The 18,450-nt window shown below is 68.6% G+C and carries 13 protein-coding genes; 10 read left to right on the forward strand and 3 right to left on the reverse strand.

Features of this window, described 5'->3' with window-relative positions:
- Positions 1 to 804 (forward strand): serine protease, encoded by an 804-nt coding sequence (locus tag GA0115259_RS02695; RefSeq protein ID WP_093590264.1) that lies wholly within the window; start codon positions 1 to 3, stop codon positions 802 to 804.
- An 89-nt stretch (positions 805 to 893) separates the two neighbouring features.
- Here GA0115259_RS02695 and GA0115259_RS02700 read toward each other — a convergent pair whose 3' ends face one another.
- On the reverse strand, positions 894 to 1,124 hold the full coding sequence (locus GA0115259_RS02700; protein ID WP_046495432.1) for a DUF7455 domain-containing protein: 231 nt from the start codon (positions 1,122 to 1,124) through the stop codon (positions 894 to 896).
- 456 nt (positions 1,125 to 1,580) lie between these two features.
- On the opposite strand from GA0115259_RS02700, the gene GA0115259_RS02705 reads away from it, so the two are divergent.
- The 6 genes from GA0115259_RS02705 to GA0115259_RS02730 all read left to right on the forward strand — a co-directional run bounded on the left by GA0115259_RS02705 (position 1,581) and on the right by GA0115259_RS02730 (position 8,484).
- Positions 1,581 to 3,707 (forward strand): DNA gyrase/topoisomerase IV subunit B, encoded by a 2,127-nt coding sequence (locus GA0115259_RS02705; RefSeq protein ID WP_093590267.1) that lies wholly within the window; start codon positions 1,581 to 1,583, stop codon positions 3,705 to 3,707.
- A gap of 183 nt (positions 3,708 to 3,890) precedes the next feature.
- A complete protein-coding gene (locus tag GA0115259_RS02710) occupies positions 3,891 to 4,400 on the forward strand; it encodes a DUF1453 family protein (protein ID WP_093590270.1) in 510 nt (169 codons plus the stop codon).
- Positions 4,397 to 5,656, forward strand: a complete 1,260-nt coding sequence (locus tag GA0115259_RS02715; RefSeq protein WP_093590273.1) for a sensor histidine kinase — start codon at positions 4,397 to 4,399, stop codon at positions 5,654 to 5,656. The genes GA0115259_RS02710 and GA0115259_RS02715 overlap by 4 nt, the downstream gene beginning before the upstream one ends.
- Positions 5,653 to 6,321, forward strand: a complete 669-nt coding sequence (locus GA0115259_RS02720) for a response regulator (protein WP_370747106.1) — start codon at positions 5,653 to 5,655, stop codon at positions 6,319 to 6,321. The genes GA0115259_RS02715 and GA0115259_RS02720 overlap by 4 nt, the downstream gene beginning before the upstream one ends.
- A 97-nt stretch (positions 6,322 to 6,418) precedes the next feature.
- Complete coding sequence (locus GA0115259_RS02725) at positions 6,419 to 6,895, forward strand: DUF485 domain-containing protein (RefSeq protein WP_093590276.1); 477 nt, start codon at positions 6,419 to 6,421, stop codon at positions 6,893 to 6,895.
- Positions 6,892 to 8,484, forward strand: a complete 1,593-nt coding sequence (locus GA0115259_RS02730; RefSeq protein WP_093590279.1) for a solute symporter family protein — start codon at positions 6,892 to 6,894, stop codon at positions 8,482 to 8,484. The genes GA0115259_RS02725 and GA0115259_RS02730 overlap by 4 nt, the downstream gene beginning before the upstream one ends.
- 42 nt (positions 8,485 to 8,526) lie before the next feature.
- Here GA0115259_RS02730 and GA0115259_RS02735 read toward each other — a convergent pair whose 3' ends face one another.
- Positions 8,527 to 9,204, reverse strand: coding sequence for a response regulator (locus GA0115259_RS02735; protein WP_093590282.1), 678 nt, complete (start codon positions 9,202 to 9,204; stop codon positions 8,527 to 8,529).
- Complete coding sequence (locus GA0115259_RS02740; protein WP_093590285.1) at positions 9,201 to 10,880, reverse strand: sensor histidine kinase; 1,680 nt, start codon at positions 10,878 to 10,880, stop codon at positions 9,201 to 9,203. Before GA0115259_RS02740 ends, GA0115259_RS02735 begins: the two co-directional genes overlap by 4 nt.
- Before the next feature lie 320 nt (positions 10,881 to 11,200).
- Between GA0115259_RS02740 and GA0115259_RS02745 the strand changes: the two genes are divergently transcribed.
- The 3 genes from GA0115259_RS02745 (at position 11,201) to GA0115259_RS02755 (ending at position 18,365) form a co-directional block, all read left to right on the forward strand.
- Positions 11,201 to 15,487, forward strand: a complete 4,287-nt coding sequence (locus tag GA0115259_RS02745) for a galactose-binding domain-containing protein (RefSeq protein ID WP_093590288.1) — start codon at positions 11,201 to 11,203, stop codon at positions 15,485 to 15,487.
- Positions 15,488 to 15,622: 135 nt separating this feature from the next.
- Positions 15,623 to 16,660 (forward strand): LacI family DNA-binding transcriptional regulator, encoded by a 1,038-nt coding sequence (locus tag GA0115259_RS02750; protein WP_093590291.1) that lies wholly within the window; start codon positions 15,623 to 15,625, stop codon positions 16,658 to 16,660.
- Between the two features lie 355 nt (positions 16,661 to 17,015).
- Positions 17,016 to 18,365, forward strand: coding sequence for an ABC transporter substrate-binding protein (locus GA0115259_RS02755; RefSeq protein WP_093590294.1), 1,350 nt, complete (start codon positions 17,016 to 17,018; stop codon positions 18,363 to 18,365).
- Positions 18,366 to 18,450 lie beyond the last annotated feature (85 nt).

An 18,450-nucleotide genomic window follows, 5' to 3' on the forward strand; every position in this document is an offset into this window, starting at 1 on the left:
ATCGCGGCGGGGGTCCTGCCGCCGCTTCTCTCGCCGCCGCCCGCCGTCGCCGAGAGTGTGGTTATCGGTGGTCAGCCGGTCCGGGCCGCCGACAGCCCCTGGGCCGTGGCCGTGTCCAGCCGTGACCGCTTCGGCGGTACGCGGGCGGGCCAGTTCTGCGGGGGTGTGGTGGTGGCTCCGACGAAAGTGCTGACGGCCGCGCACTGTATGAGCCCGGATGTGCTCGGAGGGCCTCCGGGACAGGTGCGCGACCTCAGGATCATCGCAGGACGGGACCGGCTGCGTGCCAAGGGCGGGCATGTCGTCTCCGTACGGTCCGTCCAGGTCGATCCGGCGTACGATCCGGGCACCAACGCGGCGGATCTGGCCGTGCTGACGCTGGAGCGCGCGCTGCCCAGGAGGTACGCGATCCGGCCGGCCGAGCCGGGAGACTCCGCCGCGGAGCCCGGGACCGCCGCCGCCGTCTACGGCTGGGGCGACACCTCCGGTGACGGCGACTACGCGAGCACGCTGCGCTCCGCGCCGGTGACGGTCCTGCCCGATGCGAACTGCTCGCGGGCGTACTCAGGCGGCTCAGGTGGCCGCTACGAGCCCTCCACGATGCTCTGTGCGGGCGATCCCGCGGGCGGGCATGACGCCTGCCAGGGCGACAGCGGAGGGCCGCTGGTGGCCCAGGGACGCCTTATCGGGCTGGTCTCCTGGGGCAGCGGCTGTGGACGCTCGGACAGTCCCGGGGTCTACACCCGGATCACCACCGAGGTCAGGGCGGTCGCCACCGCGGTGGGGGCAAACGTCACACGGTGACGAGAACAGGCGGCCACCCCGCGCTCAGCGGGAGTGGCCGCCCGTCGGCCGGTCAGGACCGACCCTTGGCTCGTCGTGGATGCGAGGTGTCAGCGCTCCTCTTCACCGCCGCCGGCCGGCACGGCCGTCAGTCGGTCGGTCTCATCCTGTATTTCCGCGGCGATCTTCTTGAGTTCCGGCTCGAACTTACGTCCGTGGTGGGCGCAGAAGAGCAGTTCACCACCGCTGATCAGGACGACGCGCAGATAGGCCTGCGCGCCGCAGCGGTCGCAGCGGTCAGCCGCGGTCAGCGGGCTCGCGGGGGTCAGAACAGTAGTCACGTCGCCTCTTCTCTAGCTCGACGAGCTGTCGTACCAGGGTCAACATCCAACCAGGCCGAAAACGTTCCCGCTCTCGGCTTTTCCTTGAAAACTTCTTTCCGGGTGGCTGGCTGCTGGCGGTTGGCGGCGAATGGGCCGTATCGCTTCGCTTGGCTCGCTCTACGGGTTTCGCGTTGCTTGACAGTGCTTGTCAGTGGGGAGCGCCCTCGCCGGCTGGCTTGCCGGTTGTTGATGAGGACGTGCCCGGAGCCTAAATGGTTCATGCCTGGAAGGGAACGTGATGTGTGCTTCACACCGACGAGGGATCGAACACCTATGCGACCGTGGACTAGCATAAGAAATCGCGAGGGTGGCGTGACAACGGCTCTACCAGGCCTCTGTACCCTCTGACCGGTGACAGACGCCGGGCCTTTACCCCACGGGGCCACATCTCAAATTCAGCGAGGAGCGAACCGCGTGACCGCCGAGACGTCCGTGCCGTCCACTGCGCTGCTGACCGCAGACCGTGACGGCTCCAACTACACCGCGCGGCACCTGCTCGTCCTTGAGGGGCTCGAAGCGGTCCGCAAGCGACCCGGAATGTATATCGGCTCGACCGACAGCCGCGGTCTGATGCACTGCCTCTGGGAGATCATCGACAACTCCGTCGACGAGGCCCTGGGCGGGTACTGCGACCACATCGAGGTGATCCTCCACGAGGACGGCTCGGTCGAGGTCAAGGACAACGGCCGGGGTATTCCGGTCGATGTCGAGCCCAAGACCGGGCTGTCCGGCATCGAGGTCGTCATGACCAAGCTGCACGCCGGCGGAAAGTTCGGAGGCGGCTCGTATGCCGCCTCCGGCGGTCTGCACGGCGTGGGTGCCTCGGTGGTGAACGCGCTCTCCGCCCGGCTCGATGTCGAGGTGGACCGCAACAGCGCCACCCACTCGATCAGCTTCCGGCGCGGAGTCCCCGGCATCTTCACCGAGCCGGGACCCGACAGTCCCTTCGACCCGGCGAACGGGCTGATCAAGGGCAAGCGCGTGCCAAGGACCCGGACCGGCACGCGCGTGCGCTACTGGGCCGACCGGCAGATCTTCCTCAAGGACGCCAAGCTCTCCCTGGAGACACTCCACCAGCGCGCCCGCCAGACCGCCTTCCTGGTCCCCGGACTGACCATCGTCGTCAGGGACGAGCGGGCGGCCGGCGAGAGCGAGGGCAACGGTACGGTCGAGGAGACCTTCCGCTTTGACGGCGGCATCAGCGAGTTCTGCGAATATCTGGCGCAGGACAAGGCCGTCTGCGATGTGCTGCGGCTGACCGGCCAGGGCAGCTTCAAGGAGACCGTGCCGGTCCTGGACGACCGCGGGCACATGACACCCACCGAGGTCACCCGGGAGCTGGGCGTCGACATCGCGCTGCGCTGGGGCACCGGGTACGAGACTTCGGTCAAGTCGTTCGTGAACATCATCGCGACGCCCAAGGGCGGTACGCATGTGAGCGGTTTCGAGCGCTCGCTGACCAGGACGGTCAACGAGGTGCTGCGCTCGGCCAAGATGCTGCGGGTCGCCGAGGACGACATCGTCAAGGACGACGCCCTGGAGGGCCTGACCGCCGTGGTCACGGTGCGGCTCGCGGAGCCGCAGTTCGAGGGCCAGACCAAGGAGGTCCTGGGCACGTCCGCGGCCAACCGGATCGTCTCCAATGTCGTGGCCAAGGAACTCAAGGAGTTCCTGACGTCGACGAAGCGCGATGCCAAGGCGCAGGCGCGGGCCGTGCTGGAGAAGGCCGTCGCCGCCGCCCGTACACGGATCGCGGCCCGCCAGCACAAGGAGGCGCAGCGCAGGAAGACCGCGCTGGAGTCCTCCTCGCTGCCGGCCAAGCTCGCCGACTGCCGCAGTGACGACGTGGACCGCAGCGAGCTGTTCATCGTGGAGGGAGACTCCGCGCTCGGTACGGCCAAGCTCGCCAGGAACAGCGAGTTCCAGGCGCTGCTGCCGATCCGGGGCAAGATCCTCAATGTCCAGAAGTCGTCCGTCTCGGACATGCTCAAGAACGCCGAGTGCGGGGCGATCATCCAGGTCATAGGAGCAGGCTCGGGCCGTACGTTCGACATCGACGCGGCCCGCTACGGCAAGATCGTGCTCCTGGTCGACGCCGATGTCGACGGCGCCCATATCCGCTGTCTGCTGCTCACGCTCTTCCAGCGCTATATGCGGCCGATGGTGGAGGCGGGCCGGGTCTTCGCCGCCGTACCGCCGTTGCACCGGATCGAGCTGGTGCAGCCCAAACGGGGCCAGGACAAGTATGTGTACACGTACTCGGACAGCGAGCTGCGGCAGACGCTGCTGGAGTACCAGCGCAAGAACATCCGGTTCAAGGACTCCATCCAGCGCTACAAGGGCCTGGGCGAGATGGACGCCGACCAGCTCGCGGAGACCACGATGGATCCGCGCCACCGCACGCTGCGGCGGATCAACATCGGGGACCTGGAGTCGTCCGAGCAGATCTTCGATCTGCTGATGGGCAATGAGGTGGCGCCCCGCAAGGAGTTCATCACCAGCTCCGCGGCGACCCTGGACCGCTCGCGCATCGACGCCTGAGCCGCGATCTCCCCGGCGTGATCTGCTGAGCGAGATCTGCCAAGCACGACCTGCCCAGCGCGGTCTCCACCCACGGGTGGAGACCGCGTTTCCACCTTTGGTCAACCCTTGCGCCGATGCTTTGACCTGGCGCTTCTCCGTAACGTCGAAGTCGCTGAACTTCTTCGTCCCCGGAGGCACCGCATGTCCTCGCCCATCGACATTCTCGTGATCGTTGCCGCTGTCGCGCTGGTTGCCGTGCGCCAGTTCAGGCCACAGCGGATCACCATCGGCGGGCGCGGCTGGCTGGTTCTGCCCGTCGTCCTGGCGGTCGTCGCCCTGAGCCAGCCGGGCCTGACAGACGCGCACGACCGTTCGCTGTCGGTGCTGCTGCTCGGAGCCGAGCTGGTGGTGGGACTGGTGATGGGCGCAGGCTGGGCCTGGACCGGTCGGCTCTGGACCGCCGAGGACGGCTCCGTGTGGACGAAGGGCACCGGGGCCACGATCGCGGTCTGGATCGGCGGGATAGCCCTGCGGGCCGGGCTGATGGGCATAGGCGCGCTGATAGGTGTCCACCAAGGCTCCGGAGCGGTGCTGCTCGCACTCGCCGCCTCCGTGCTGGTCCGCAGAGGCATGCTGGTGTGGCGGGCCCGTGCCGTACACCCGTCGTACGGTGACGGGACAGCCGCCGCGCCGTGGAAGGACCGTGTGTGACAGCCGACGCCTGGACGAACTGGCCCTCCCGGGAGGCCCTCACCCGGCAGGGCCGTACCGAGGCACGGCGATGGCTGGCCCGGTCCATCCGAATGCTCACTCTGGCGGCCCTGCTCTGGTCGACTTTCAGCCGGCGCCATGTGGGGGGCTGGGCGGCAGCCGCGGCCGTGGCCGCCACGTTCGCTCTCGTCCTCTGTGCCTGGGCCTTCTACCGCACCACCCTGCGGCATCAGCTCTGGCCGTCGGTCGTGCTGCTGATGGCACTGATGGGCGGAGCTCTCGCTGCTCGCCAGAGCGGATTCGAGATCGCCGCGGTCGTGCTGTGGTGCGGCTGCGCCGTCACCGCCATGGAACGGTTGCCGCTCGCCGCAGCCCTGCCCACCAGCTGTCTCGCTCTCGGCGGATTCGCCGTGGTCAACCCGGACGCCTGGCTGACCACGTCGCTCAGCACCGCGGGACTGCTCCTCGGCGGCTATGTGCTGCGGCTCGACGCGGAGGCGCGTGGCAGCGCGCAGCGGCTGCTGGCGCAGGAGCGGGCCGCCCGTGCAGCCGAGGCCGAGTCGGCGGCCCTAGCCGAGCGGGCGAGGATAGCCCGGGACATCCATGACGTCCTGGCGCACAGCCTCTCCGCGCAGCTTGTGCATCTGGAGGCGGCCCGGCTGCGGCTAGAGCGGGAACCGCCGGGACCGTTCCGCGACCAGATACTGGAGCGCGTCGTCGCCGCGCGTTCCATGGCGCGCGAAGGGCTCTCCGAGACCCGGCAGGCGCTCTCGGCCCTGCGCGGTGAGATGGCCCCTCTCGGTGACCATCTCCGTGAGCTGGCCGCCATGGAAGGTGCCGAGGTCGCGGTCGAGGGAGCGCCGAGGCCGCTGCCCGCGGAGGCCTCGCAGACGGTGCGCAGGGTGGCGCAGGAGGCGCTCACCAACGTACGGAAACATGCGCCGGGCGCGCGCGTACGGATCGTGCTCACGTATGGCATGGATGAGGTGACGCTGGACATAAGGGACTCCGGCAGGAAGGACTCCGGTGGGAACGGAGCGGGCCCGGCAGGGCTGGCGGTCTCCGGCTCCGGGTACGGTCTGCTGGGGATGAGGGAGCGCGCCGAACTGCTCGGCGGCACTCTGGAGGCCGGTCCTGGTGGTCCTGGCGGCTCCGAGGGCGGCCCCGAGACGGGCTCGGACGGTTCCGAGAGTCCTGTGAGGTCCGAAGGCCGCGAAGGGAAGGGTTTCACCGTGCGTCTGCGAGTGCCCGCGTGACGGCCCGCGTGATTGTGGCCGACGACCAGGCCGTGGTGCGTGAGGGCATCGTGATGCTGCTCGGGCTGCTGCCGGGCATCGAGGTCGTCGGCGCGGCGAAGGACGGCGAGGAGGCGGTGGCGCTTGTCGCCGAACTCGATCCCGATGTCGTCCTGATGGATCTGCGGATGCCGCGCTGCGACGGCGTGGAGGCCACCCGCCGTATCCGCGCCGAGCACCCGGGAACCCAGGTCGTGGTGCTCACGACCTACGCCGACGACGATTCGCTCTTCGCCGCGCTCCGGGCGGGCGCCCGTGGCTATCTGACCAAGGACGCGCAGGGCGAGGAGATCGTCCGGGCCGTGGAGGACGTACTGGCGGGCCAGGCGGGACTGGCGCCCGCCGTGCAGCGCAGACTGCTGGAACGGGTCACCGCGCCGCTCGCCGAGCCCGCGCCCGGGGAGTTGCCCGACGGGCTGACCGCGCGGGAGGCCGAGGTGCTCTCCCTGGTCGCCGAAGGGCTCTCCAACAAGGAGATCGCGCAGCGGCTGCACATCGGCGCGGCCACGGTGAAGACGCATATCAACAATCTCTTCGCCAAGACAGGTGTGCGCGACCGTGCGCAGGCCGTGCGATACGCCTACCAACGGGGACTCATCCCGCCACCCGGGACAACCATCACCTGATGGGGTGAAGTCGGAGCGGAGACGAGTCCAGGATCCCGCGCCTCCGACCATCCTTGCTACGCGGCCGAAACGGTTCGCTGACAAGGAGAGTTGTCCGGTGGAGAAGCAGGAAGGGCGTGAGGCCGCAGCGATGCGGCTCGACGACCCGTGGTACGAAGCGCTGGCCTCGGACTGGGGCGAGCCCGCCGGTTCCGGAATGCCCACGACGCCTGTCCCGCCGGGCGGACACCCGGCCTCCGAGATCTATCCGCGGGTCCAGCGCAGTGCCGCGTTCCAGGAGGTCAGGAGCCGCTACCGTAGGTTTGTCGTCCCGGCCTCGCTCGCCTTCTTCCTCTGGTACTTCGCGTATGTCGTGGCCGCGACGACCGCGCCCGGGCTGATGGCGAGACCGGTGGTGGGAGCGGTGAATGTCGCGATGGTCGCCGGCCTCGGCCAGTTCTTCTCGACGTTCCTGCTGACCTGGGCGTACGCGCGCCATGCCCGGCTGCGCCGGGACCGGGCGGCGCTGGAACTGCGCTGGAGCGTGTTCGACCAGGAGCGGTCCCAGGAAACGGCACAGGGGAGCGTCCGGTGACCGGCGACCATCAGACACTGGCGCTGGTGCTGTTCAGCGCGTTCGTCGCGGTCACTCTGGGCATCACCACCTGGGCGAGCCGCAACCGCCATGGCTCCGCCGAGGAGTTCTACGCGGGCGGCCGGCTGTTCTCGCCGATGGAGAACGGATTCGCCATTGCGGGCGACTATATGTCCGCCGCCTCCTTTCTCGGGATCTCCGGGCTGATCGCGCTGTTCGGCTACGACGGCATGCTCTACTCGGTCGGCTTTCTGGTCGCCTGGCTGGTCGTGCTGTTCCTGGTCGCCGAACTCGTACGTAACTGCGGTCGGTTCACCCTCGCCGATGTCGTCGCGGCCAGGATGAGCGAACGGCCGGTCAGGATCGCGGCGGGCACCTCCTCGGTCACTGTCTCCGTGCTCTATCTGGTGGCGCAGATGGTCGGGGCGGGCAGTCTGGTCGCGCTGCTGCTCGGCGGTACGAGCGCGTCGGCGCGCACCTGGACCGTGATCGGTGTGGGCGCGCTGATGGTCGTCTATGTCTCCCTCGGCGGGATGCGGGCCACCACCTGGATCCAGATCGTCAAGGCCGTGCTGCTGATGGCCGGAGCGATCGCGCTGACCGTGCTCGTCCTGGTCCGCTTCCACGGTGATGTCAACGGCCTGCTGAACACCGCCGTCGCGCACAGCGGCCACGGCAGGGAGTTCCTCGCACCCGGTCTCAAGTACGGCGGGGACTGGACCGCCCGCCTCGACTTCATCAGTCTGGGACTGGCCCTGGTCCTGGGCACGGCCGGGCTGCCGCACATCCTCTCCCGCTTCTACACCGTGCCGACCGCGCGCGCCGCGCGTCATTCGGTCGTCTGGGCCATCGGTCTGATCGGCGGCTTCTATCTGATGACGATCGTGCTCGGGTTCGGCGCGGCGGCGCTGGTCGGCTCGGACGCGGTCCGTGCCTCGAACGCCGCGGGAAACACGGCCGTTCCGTTGCTGGCGCTCGATCTCGGCGGTGGCGCGGGATCAACAGGCGGAACGGTTCTCTTCGCGGTCGTCGCGGCCATCGCCTTCGCCACCATCCTGGCCGTCGTCGCGGGCATCACCCTCGCCTCGTCGGCCTCCGTCGCCCACGATCTCTACACCTCGCTCCGGCGCAGGCACGCCAAGCGGCGGAGCGAGGTCGCGGTGGCCCGGCTGGCGGCGGCCGGTATCGGCGCGGTGGCGATCGCGCTCAGTCTGCTGGCGCAGGAGCTGAATGTAGCCTTCCTGGTCGGGCTGGCGTTCGCGGTTGCCGCCTCAGCCAATCTGCCCGTACTGCTGTACTCGCTGTTCTGGCGGAACTTCACCACACGAGGCGCGGTTTGGTCGGTGTACGGCGGGCTGATTTCGGCCGTCGTACTGGTGGTGCTCTCACCCGTGGTCTCGGGCAGTCCCGAGGCGGTGTTCCCCGGCCTCGATTTCCAGGTGTTCCCGCTCCAGAACCCGGGCGTGGTCTCCATTCCGCTGGGCTTCCTCGCGGGCTGGATCGGTACGGTCACCTCGTCCGAGCCGCCCGACGAAGCCACGTACGCGGAGACCGAGGTCCGTTCGCTGACGGGCGCGGGAGCGGTCTGAAAGCCCGCTGCTCGGAGCCCGCCCGTCCGGAGTCACGGCCCGTCAGACGCCCGCCGCCCAGGTGTAGCGGTGTTCGGGACGCCCTGTCTCGCCGTACCGGAGCGTGAGCCGTACCCGACCGGCCCGCTCCAGCAACTTGAGATAGCGCTGCGCGGTCTGCCGGCTCATCCCCGCGTTCTCCGCGATCTCCTGGGCCGACAGCGGACCGTCGGCGCTCATCAGCGTCCGGCGCACCAACGCGGCCGTGGTGGGGGAGTGCCCCTTGGGCAGGGCCGGAGCGCTCGCGGCGGAGAGCGCCCCGAACATCCGGTCCACCTCCGACTGATCGGCCTCGCCGCCGCCGTCCAGCGTGCGGCGCAGGGCTGCGTACGCCTCCAGCTTGGCCCGTAGACCGGCGAAATTGAATGGTTTGACCAGATATTGGAGTGCGCCATGGCGCATCGCGGCCTGCACGGTGGCGACATCGCGTGCCGCCGTCACCATGATCACATCGGTCTGATGGCCGAGCCGCCGCAACTCCCGTACCACCGCGAGTCCGTTCTCGTCCGGCAGACGGTGATCGAGCAGGATCAGATCGACGGGGTGCTCGGAGATCCGGCCGAGCGCCTCGGCGGCCGAGTGGGCCTGTGCCACCACCCGGAAGCCCGCCACCTTGGCCACATAGGCCGTATTGATCGCCGCGACCCGGAGGTCGTCGTCCACGATCAGTACGTCGATCATTGTGTCTCCCCGGCCGCGCTCATCGGGTCTCCGGCGCCGTCCTCCGCGTCGTCCGCTTCCGCCTCGGCGGTCAGGGCCTCCGGCAGTACGACGGTGAACTCGGCGCCGCCCTGCGCGGACTCGCCGACGCGTGCGCTGCCGCCCTGCCGCTCGGCGAGTCTGCGTACCAGGGCGAGTCCCAGACCGCGCTTGCCGTGGGCCGGCAGCTCCTTGGTCGACCAGCCCTCGGAGAAGACGAGTTCACGGTGGGCGGCGGGTACACCGGGACCGCTGTCGGAGATCACAAGAACGACCGTACGGCCTTCGGCGCGCAGTTCCACCTCGATCCGCGGGTCCTCGGAGCCGGCCGCCGCGTCCAGCGCGTTGTCCACCAGATTGCCGACGACCGTCACCAGGCCCTGTGGATCCACCAGCCGGTCGGGCAGCAGCGTGCGGGACGAGAGCCGCAGTGAGACACCGCGCTCGGCGGCGACCGTGGCCTTGCCGACCAGCAGCGCGGCCGGCAGCGGATCGTGGATGCGCTCGGTGATCTGCTCGGCGGTGGCCCGGTGCACGCCGACGACCTCGTTGACGAACTCCACCGCCTCCTCGTGCATGTCCAGCTCCAGCAGTCCGAGCAGTGTGTGCATCCGGTTCGCGTGCTCATGGTCCTGGGCCCGCAGGGCGTCGATCAGTCCGCGCGTCGCGTCCAGCTCACGGCCCAACTGCTCCAGCTCCGTGCGGTCGCGGAGAGTGACGACGGCGCCGCCGTCGTCGGTCGGCATCCGGTTGGCGACCAGGACCCGGCTGCCCCGTACGGCGAGCAGATCCACGCCCAGCACGCGTCCGGTCAGCACCTCGGTGGTGCGTCCCGCCCCGAGCACCTCGTCCAGCGGCCGTCCGATGGCATCGGGACCGAGTCCCAGCAGCCGCTGCGCCTCGTCGTTGATCAGCCGGATCCGGCCGCTGCCGTTCAGCGCCACGACGCCCTCGCGCAGGCTGTGCAGCATGGCCTCACGCTCGGTGAGCAGCGCGGAGATGTCCGAGAAGGCCAGATCATGGGTCTGCCGCTGGAGCCGCCGGGAGATCAGATAGGCGGCGAGCGCTCCCGCCGCCAGCGCTCCGCCCGCGTAGGCGAGCAGCCCCGGGATGGCGGCGAGCAGCCGGTCGCGGACGCTGTCGTACGCGATACCGACCGAGACGGCTCCGACGATGGTGCCCGTACGGTCGCGCAGCGGGACCTTGCCCCGGGCGGAGCGGCCGAGTGTGCCGCTGTCGATCTCCCGTATATGCGCGCCCGCGAGCGCCGCGCTGGGATCGGTGGAGACGACCTTGCCGATCTGGCCGATATCGGTGTGTGACCAGCGGATCCCGCGTCTGTCCATGATCACCACATACTCGGCGCCGGTGGCGCGTCTGATGCGGTCGGCCTCGGCCTGGACGGGACCGCCGGGCGTCGGCCGTGAGGCCAGCAGATCGTCGGCGACCTCCGCGGAGGCGGTGGTCTCGGCGATCGCCAGCGCCCGGCTCATCGCCTGGTCGTCCAGTTCCTTGCTGAAGGGCGCCAGAAAGAGCCCCGTGGCCAGCACGGTGACGCCCGCGGCGATGGCGAGCTGCATCAGCAGCACCTGCGAGAAGACCCGGCGAGGCCAGCCGAATCGCCGTCGTCTCTCCGTGGTGCCCGGTCCGGCGCTCATGGTGAGGAACGGTAGAGGGCGGGCGGGCCTTTCCGAAATTTCCACAGTTACGCAAATCCGTCGCAAGGTTTGCAGATCACTTACGTTTCCCTGATGAGCGGCCAAAAACAGGCTGGCGCAGCACAGCAGGTGTCAACTCAGGAGGCGAACCACGGGATTTGGTTCTGTCTCAGCGGTGGACGGACTGGCAGTTCTCTGCAACTCTCTGACCGCAAAACGCAAAAGACCCTGTTCATCAGTGCAGAAATGCTTGCCACACCGGCAGGCAGTCAGAGCCGCGCCCTCGCCGCCCCCGCGCCGAGGCCGAAGATCGGGGATCCATGAGATCGCTACGCCGGAGATGGCGGGTTCTCTCCACCGCCATAGCCACCAGTCTTTTGATGATGGGCTGGCCGTCGCTCACCGCTGCCGCGGCCGACGGTCCCAACATCGCCGCGGGGCGGACCGCGGCGACGAGTGCCAGTACGGGCGACACCAAGGCCCGCAATGTGACGGACGGGAACCAGTCGACGTACTGGGAGGGCAACGGCAAGGGCCCTCAGTGGGTGCAGTCGGACCTGGGCGCCAGCAAGCGCGTCGACCAGGTGGTGCTGAAGCTCCCCGCAGGGTGGGAGAGCCGTAAGCAGACCCTGTCCATCCAGGGCAGCGCCGACGGGACCAGCTTCGCCACGCTGAAGAGCTCGGCCACGTACAGCTTCAGCAAGGGCCAGGGCAACAAGGTGACCGTCGCCTTCCCGGCCACCAAGGCGCGGTTCGTGCGGGCGAACTTCACCGCCAACACGGCCGGGAAGAAGGCCCAGCTCGCCGAGCTGGAGGTGCACGCCGCGGCGGCTGCCTCGGTCAATCTGGCCGCGGGCAAGACGCTGACCGCGAGCAGCTTCACCCAGGTCTACGGGCCCGGCAACGCCAACGACGGCAACAAGGCCACCTACTGGGAGAGCACGAACAACGCCTTCCCGCAGTGGATCCAGGCCGACCTCGGCTCGTCCGTGGGCGTCAACCAGGTGGTGCTGCGGCTGCCGGACGGCTGGGGCGCCAGGGACCAGACGCTGAAGATCCAGGGCAGCGCCAACAACTCCACCTTCTCGGACCTGACGGCCTCGAAGGCGTACACCTTCAGCCCGGCCGGCGCGCAGACGGTGACGATCTCCTTCGACACCACCAGCACGCGCTATGTCCGGGTGCTGATCACGGCGAACACCGGGCAGCCCGGCGGCCAGCTCTCCGAGCTGGAGATCTACGGCCCCGAGACCGGTGACACGCAGGCGCCGACCGCGCCCACCGAGCTGACCTACACCGAGCCGGTCACCGGTCAGATCCGGCTGGCCTGGCGGCCGTCGACCGATGACACGGGCGTCACCGGCTACGACATCTACGCCAACAACGAGCTGCGGACCAGCGTCGCGGGCACGGTCACGACCTTCACGGACACCCAGCCGGCCGGCACGACCGTCTCGTACTACGTACGGGCCAAGGACGCGGCCGGCAATGTCTCGGCCAACAGCAACACGGTCACCCGGCAGGGGGACACCGGTGACACCCAGGCGCCGACCATCCCGTCCAATCTCGCCTTCACCGAACCGTCCTCCGGCCAGATCAGGCTGACCTGGGGTGCGTCGACGGACAACCGAGGCGTCACGGGCTACGACATCTACGCCAACAACGTCCTGCGGACGAGCGTGGCGGGCAATGTCACCACGTACACGGACACCCAGTCCGCGGGCACGACGGTCTCGTACTACGTACGGGCCAAGGACGCGGCGGGCAATGTCTCGGGCAACAGCAACACGGTGACCAGGAACGGCAGCTCCGGCACGGGATCGAACCTCGCCATCGGCAAGCCGATCACCGCGTCCTCCACGGTCTTCACCTTTGTCGCGGAGAACGCCAACGACAACAGCCTCACCACCTACTGGGAGGGCGCGGGCGGCAGCTATCCCAACACCCTCACGGTGAAGCTGGGCGCCAACGCCGACACCGAGAACGTCGTGGTCAAGCTCAACCCGGACAGCAGCTGGGGTCCGCGGACCCAGAACATCCAGGTGCTGGGCCGTGAGCAGAACGCCACCGGCTTCACCAGCCTGGTGGCCGCCAAGGACTACGCCTTCTCCCCGGCGACCGGCAACCTCGTGACCATCCCGGTCAGCGCGCGCGTCGCCGACGTCCAGCTCAGGTTCACCTCCAACACCGGCGCCGGCGCGGGCCAGGTGGCGGAGTTCCAGGTGATCGGCAACCCGGCGCCCAACCCGGATCTGGAGATCACCGCGCTCAGCGCGTCCCCGGCCTCGCCGGTCGAGTCCGACCCGATCACGCTGTCGGCGACCGTACGCAACTCCGGAGCGCTCGCGTCCCCTGCCGGTTCGGTCGAGTTCCGGCTCGGCGGCACCAAGGTCGGCACCGGTTCCGTGGGTGCGCTCGCGGCCGGAGCCTCGGCCACGGTCACCGCGGCCATCGGTGCGCGTGACGCCGGTTCGTACCAGCTCAGCGCTGTGGCGGACCCGGCCAACCAGATCATCGAGCAGAACGAGACCAACAACACCTACACCGCTACGAGCCCGCTGGTGGTGCGGCCGGTCGCCAGCTCGGACCTGATCGCCTCCGCCGTCTCCACCTCGCCGTCCAGCCCCGCGGCCGGTGATACGGTCTCCTTCTCTGTGGCGATCAAGAACCAGGGCACGGTGGCCTCGGCGGCCGGCGCCCATGGCATCACGCTGACGCTGCTGAACTCGACGGGCGCCACGGTCAGGACCCTGACCGGCACCTACAACGGCACCATCGCGGCGGGCGCGACCTCGGCGCCGGTGGGCCTCGGCACCTGGACGGCCGCCAACGGCTCGTACACGGTGAAGGTGGTCCTCGCCGACGACGCCAACGAGCTGCCGGTCAAGCGCGCGAACAACACCAGCTCGCAGCCTCTCTTCGTCGGGCGCGGCGCCAATATGCCGTACGACATGTACGAGGCGGAGGACGGAGTCGCGGGTGGCGGCGCGCAGGTCGTCGGTCCCAACCGGACTGTCGGCGATGTCGCGGGCGAGGCGTCCGGCCGTAAGGCCGTCACGCTCAACAACACCGGCAACTACGTCGAGTTCACCACCAGGGCCAGCACGAACACGCTGGTCACCCGGTTCTCCATCCCGGACGCGCCCGGCGGTGGCGGGATCAACTCCAGCCTGAACATCTATGTCGACGGCACCTTCCTCAAGGCCATCGACCTCACCTCGAAGTACGCCTGGCTGTACGGCAACGAGACCGGCCCGGGCAACTCGCCGGGCGCCGGCGGGCCCCGCCATATCTATGACGAGGCCAATGTCCTGCTGGGCAGGACCGTTCCCGCGGGCAGCAAGATCCGTCTCCAGAAGGACGCGGCCAACGCACACACGTACGCGATCGACTTCGTCAACCTGGAGCAGGCCACCGCGGTCGCGAACCCGGACCCGGCCACCTACACGGTGCCGGCCGGATTCACGCATCAGGATGTGCAGAACGCGCTGGACCGGGTGCGGATGGACACCACCGGCAAGCTCGTCGGCGTCTATCTGCCGGCCGGTGACTACCAGACGTCCAGCAAGTTCCAGGTCTACGGCAAGCCGGTCAAGGTGGTCGGCGCGGGTCCCTGGTTCTCCAGGTTCTTCGCTCCGTCGACCCAGGACAACACGGACGCGGGCTTCCGGGTGGAGGCGGCGGCGAAGGGCTCGTCCTTCGCGAACTTCGCCTTCTTCGGCAACTACACCTCGCGTATCGACGGGCCCGGCAAGGTCTTCGACCTGTCCAATGTGACCGACATCACGATCGACAACATCTGGAACGAGCACACGGTCTGCCTCTACTGGGGCGCCAACGCGGACCGGATCACGATCAGCAACTCCCGTATCCGCAACACGTTCGCCGATGGCATCAACATGACCAACGGCTCGACGGACAACCACGTCGTCAACAATGACGCGCGGGCCACCGGTGACGATGCCTTCGCGCTCTTCTCGGCGATCGACGCGGGCGGCGCGGACATGTTCAACAACGTCTACGAGAACCTCTCGGCGACGCTGGTGTGGCGTGCCGCGGGCCTCGCCGTCTACGGCGGCTACCGCAACACGTTCCGCAACATCCATATCGCGGACACCCTCGTCTACTCGGGCATCACGGTGAGCTCGCTGGACTTCGGCTACGCGATGAACGGCTTCGGGACCGAACCCACGACGATCGAGAATGTCTCGATCGTCCGGTCCGGCGGTCACTTCTGGGGCAGCCAGACCTTCCCAGGAATCTGGCTGTTCTCGGCGTCCAAGGTGTTCCAGGGCATCCGGATCAACAATGTCGACATCGTCGATCCGACCTACAGCGGCATCATGTTCCAGACCAACTATGTGGGCGGTCAGCCGCAGTTCCCGATCAAGGACACCATCCTCAGCGACATCTCGATCACCGGCGCCCGTAAGAGCGGTGACGCCTTCGACGCCAAGTCCGGCTTCGGGCTGTGGGCGAACGAGATGCCGGAGTCGGGCCAGGGACCGGCCGTCGGTGAGGTCACCTTCAACGGTCTGACACTCAACAACAACGCCGTGGACGTGCGGAACACGACGTCCACCTTCAGGATCAACATCAACCCGTAGAAGACCGGCGGCCCACGGAGGCTCGCCCGGTGAGCAGGGTGGTGTCGGCCGGATCCGTCCGGTCGGCACCACCTCTGCCACCCTCTTTACGCTCGTGAGCAAGTAGCTTGCATCCCTTGCGATAGTCTTGCGTGTATGACGCGACGACTTGCTCAGGTGGCGAAGAAGGTTGGGGTCAGCGAGGCCACGGTCAGCCGAGTGCTCAACGGCAAGCCCGGAGTTTCGCAGGCCACGCGGCAGTCGGTGCTGACCGCGCTGGACGTTCTCGGCTACGAGCGGCCGACGCAGCTTCGCGGAGAGCGCGCCCGGCTGGTCGGCCTGGTGCTGCCGGAACTGCAGAATCCTATCTTCCCCGCGTTCGCCGAGGTGATCGGCGGAGCGCTGGCCCAGCAGGGCCTCACGCCCGTGCTCTGTACCCAGACCAAGGGCGGAGTCTCCGAGGCGGACTATGTGGAGCTGCTGCTTCAGCAGCAGGTGTCCGGAGTGGTCTTCGCGGGCGGACTGTTCGCGCAGGCGGACGCGCCGCACGACCACTACCGCCAGCTCGCCGAGCGCAAGATTCCGGTGGTGCTGATCAACGCGCCGATCGAGAATCTCGACTTTCCCTGTATCTCCTGCGACGACGCCGTCGCCGTCGAACAGGCCTGGCGCCATCTCGCCTCGCTCGGCCACGAGCGCATCGGCCTGGTGCTCGGCCCGTCCGACCATGTGCCGTCCCGGCGCAAGCTCGCCGCCGCGCTCGCGGCGGCGCGGGCCGCCAAGACGCAGCTTCCCGACGCGTACATCGAACGGACCATGTTCTCCCTGGAGGGCGGCCAGGCGGCGACCTCGCGCCTGCTGGACCGCGGGGTCACCGGAATCATCTGCGCCAGCGATCCGCTGGCCCTGGGAGCCGTACGGGCCGCACGCCGGCGCGGTCTCGACGTACCGCGCGAGGTGTCCGTCGTCGGCTTCGACGACTCCGCCTTCATGAACTGCACCGAGCCGCCGCTGACCACCGTGCGCCAGCCCATCGAGGCCATGGGCCGGGCGGCCGTCGAGATGCTGAACGCCCAGATCCAGGGCGGTGCCGTACCTCCCGGCGAGCTGCTGTTCGAGCCGGAGCTGGTGGTACGCGGCTCCACGGCGCAGGCGCCGCGCCAGGCGGCGGCCGAGGCGGCTGCCGACGCCTGAGCGGCCACACCCGGACCCGCCCTCGCGCGGGCCGGTGGAACGACACCCGGACGGGGCCCCTTGGCGGGCCCTGTCCGCGTTTGCGCACGTCTCCGTCGGCGTCTGCGCGGCTCCCGGTCGGCGTCTGCGCACGTCTCCGTCGGCGTCTGTGCACGTCTCCGTCGGTGTTCGCGCACGTCCCGCCATGTGAGAAGGCCTGTGCGGGATGAAACCGGCACATGCAGCTCGCTGTCAAGTATTTGCGAAATCGGGGCGACATATTGCGGACATCCGTAGTTAGTGGTTGAGTGAGCGCCGCCACACAGCGATGAAGCTGTGGGTTTGCCACGCTCCTGCCGCAAGAGGGGTCCCACCGATGAGAAGCTCCGGGTTCCGCCGTACCTGTACCGCAGCCATAGCCTCCGCGCTCGCCCTGACTGGACTGGCCGCGTGCGGCTCGGACAGCGAGGACACCGCGGGGGGCAAGACGCGTATCACCGTCAACTGCATGCCTCCGAAGAGCGCCAAGATCGACCGGCAGAGCTTCGAGGACGACATCAAGGCGTTCGAGAAGGCGAACCCGACCATCGATGTCGTCGGCCGCGACGCCTTCCCGTGCCAGGACCCCAAGACCTTTGACGCCAAGCTCGCCGGCGGCCAGATGGAAGACGTCTTCTACACGTACTTCACCGACGCCAAGCACGTGGTCGACATCAACCAGGCCGCGGACATCACGTCCTATGTGAAGGACGTCAAGGGCTACAGCGACATCCAGCAGTCGCTGCGCGACGTCTACACCGTCGACGGCAAGATCTACGGCGTTCCCCGCACCAACTACTCGATGGGCCTCCTCTACAACAAGAAGCTCTTCGAGCAGGCCGGTCTCGATCCCACCAAGCCGCCGGCCACCTGGGAAGAGGTCCGCGCCGCCGCCAAGAAGATCGCGGGCCTGGGCAAGGGCTATGTGGGATACGCCGACTACAGCGCGCAGAACCAGGGCGGCTGGCACTTCACCGCGGAGATGTACTCGCAGGGCGGCGATGTCGTCAGCCCGGACGGCAAGTCGGCGGCCGTCGACAGCCCTGAGGGCAAGGCCGTGCTCCAGACGCTGAAGGACATGCGCTGGACCGACAACTCCATGGGCACCAAGCAGCTCCTGATCCTCAACGACGTCCAGCAGATGATGGGCTCCGGCAAGCTCGGCATGTACATCTCCGCTCCGGACAACATCCCGATCCTGGTCAAGGAGAAGGGCGGCAAGTACGAGGACCTCGCGCTCGCCCCGATGCCCGGCGGCAAGGGCACGCTCATCGGCGGCGACGGCTACATGTTCAGCAAGAAGGCCTCCCCGGAGCAGATCAAGGCCGGTCTGAAGTGGCTGGAGTACCAGACCATCGGCCCCGGCACCGGCCTCAACAACTGGAAGCGCGCGGCCGATCTGAAGGCCCCGGTCGGCCTGCCCGAGCCCCGGCTCTGGACCGGTGAGACCGACGCCAAGGACCAGGAGCTGAAGAAGCAGTACGCCAATGTGCCGGTGGAGAACTACCAGTCCTTCCTCGACGGCAGCCAGCAGCTCACCGCCAAGCTGGAGCCGCCGAAGGCCCAGCAGATCTACTCGGTCCTCGACGGAGCGGTCTCCGCGGTCCTCACCAAGAAGGACGCCGACATCGACGGACTGCTGAAGGACGCGCAGTCCAAGATCGACGGAATCCTGGCCCGAGGCTGAGGCTGACGCACCGATGAAGACTGCCCAGGCCCCCCACCGGTCCGCCGTCGCGCCGCCCGCCACCCCGGGGCCGCGCCCGGCGGGC

The organism is Streptomyces sp. MnatMP-M17 (genome assembly GCF_900091995.1).
Classification (GTDB): Bacteria; Actinomycetota; Actinomycetes; order Streptomycetales; family Streptomycetaceae; genus Streptomyces.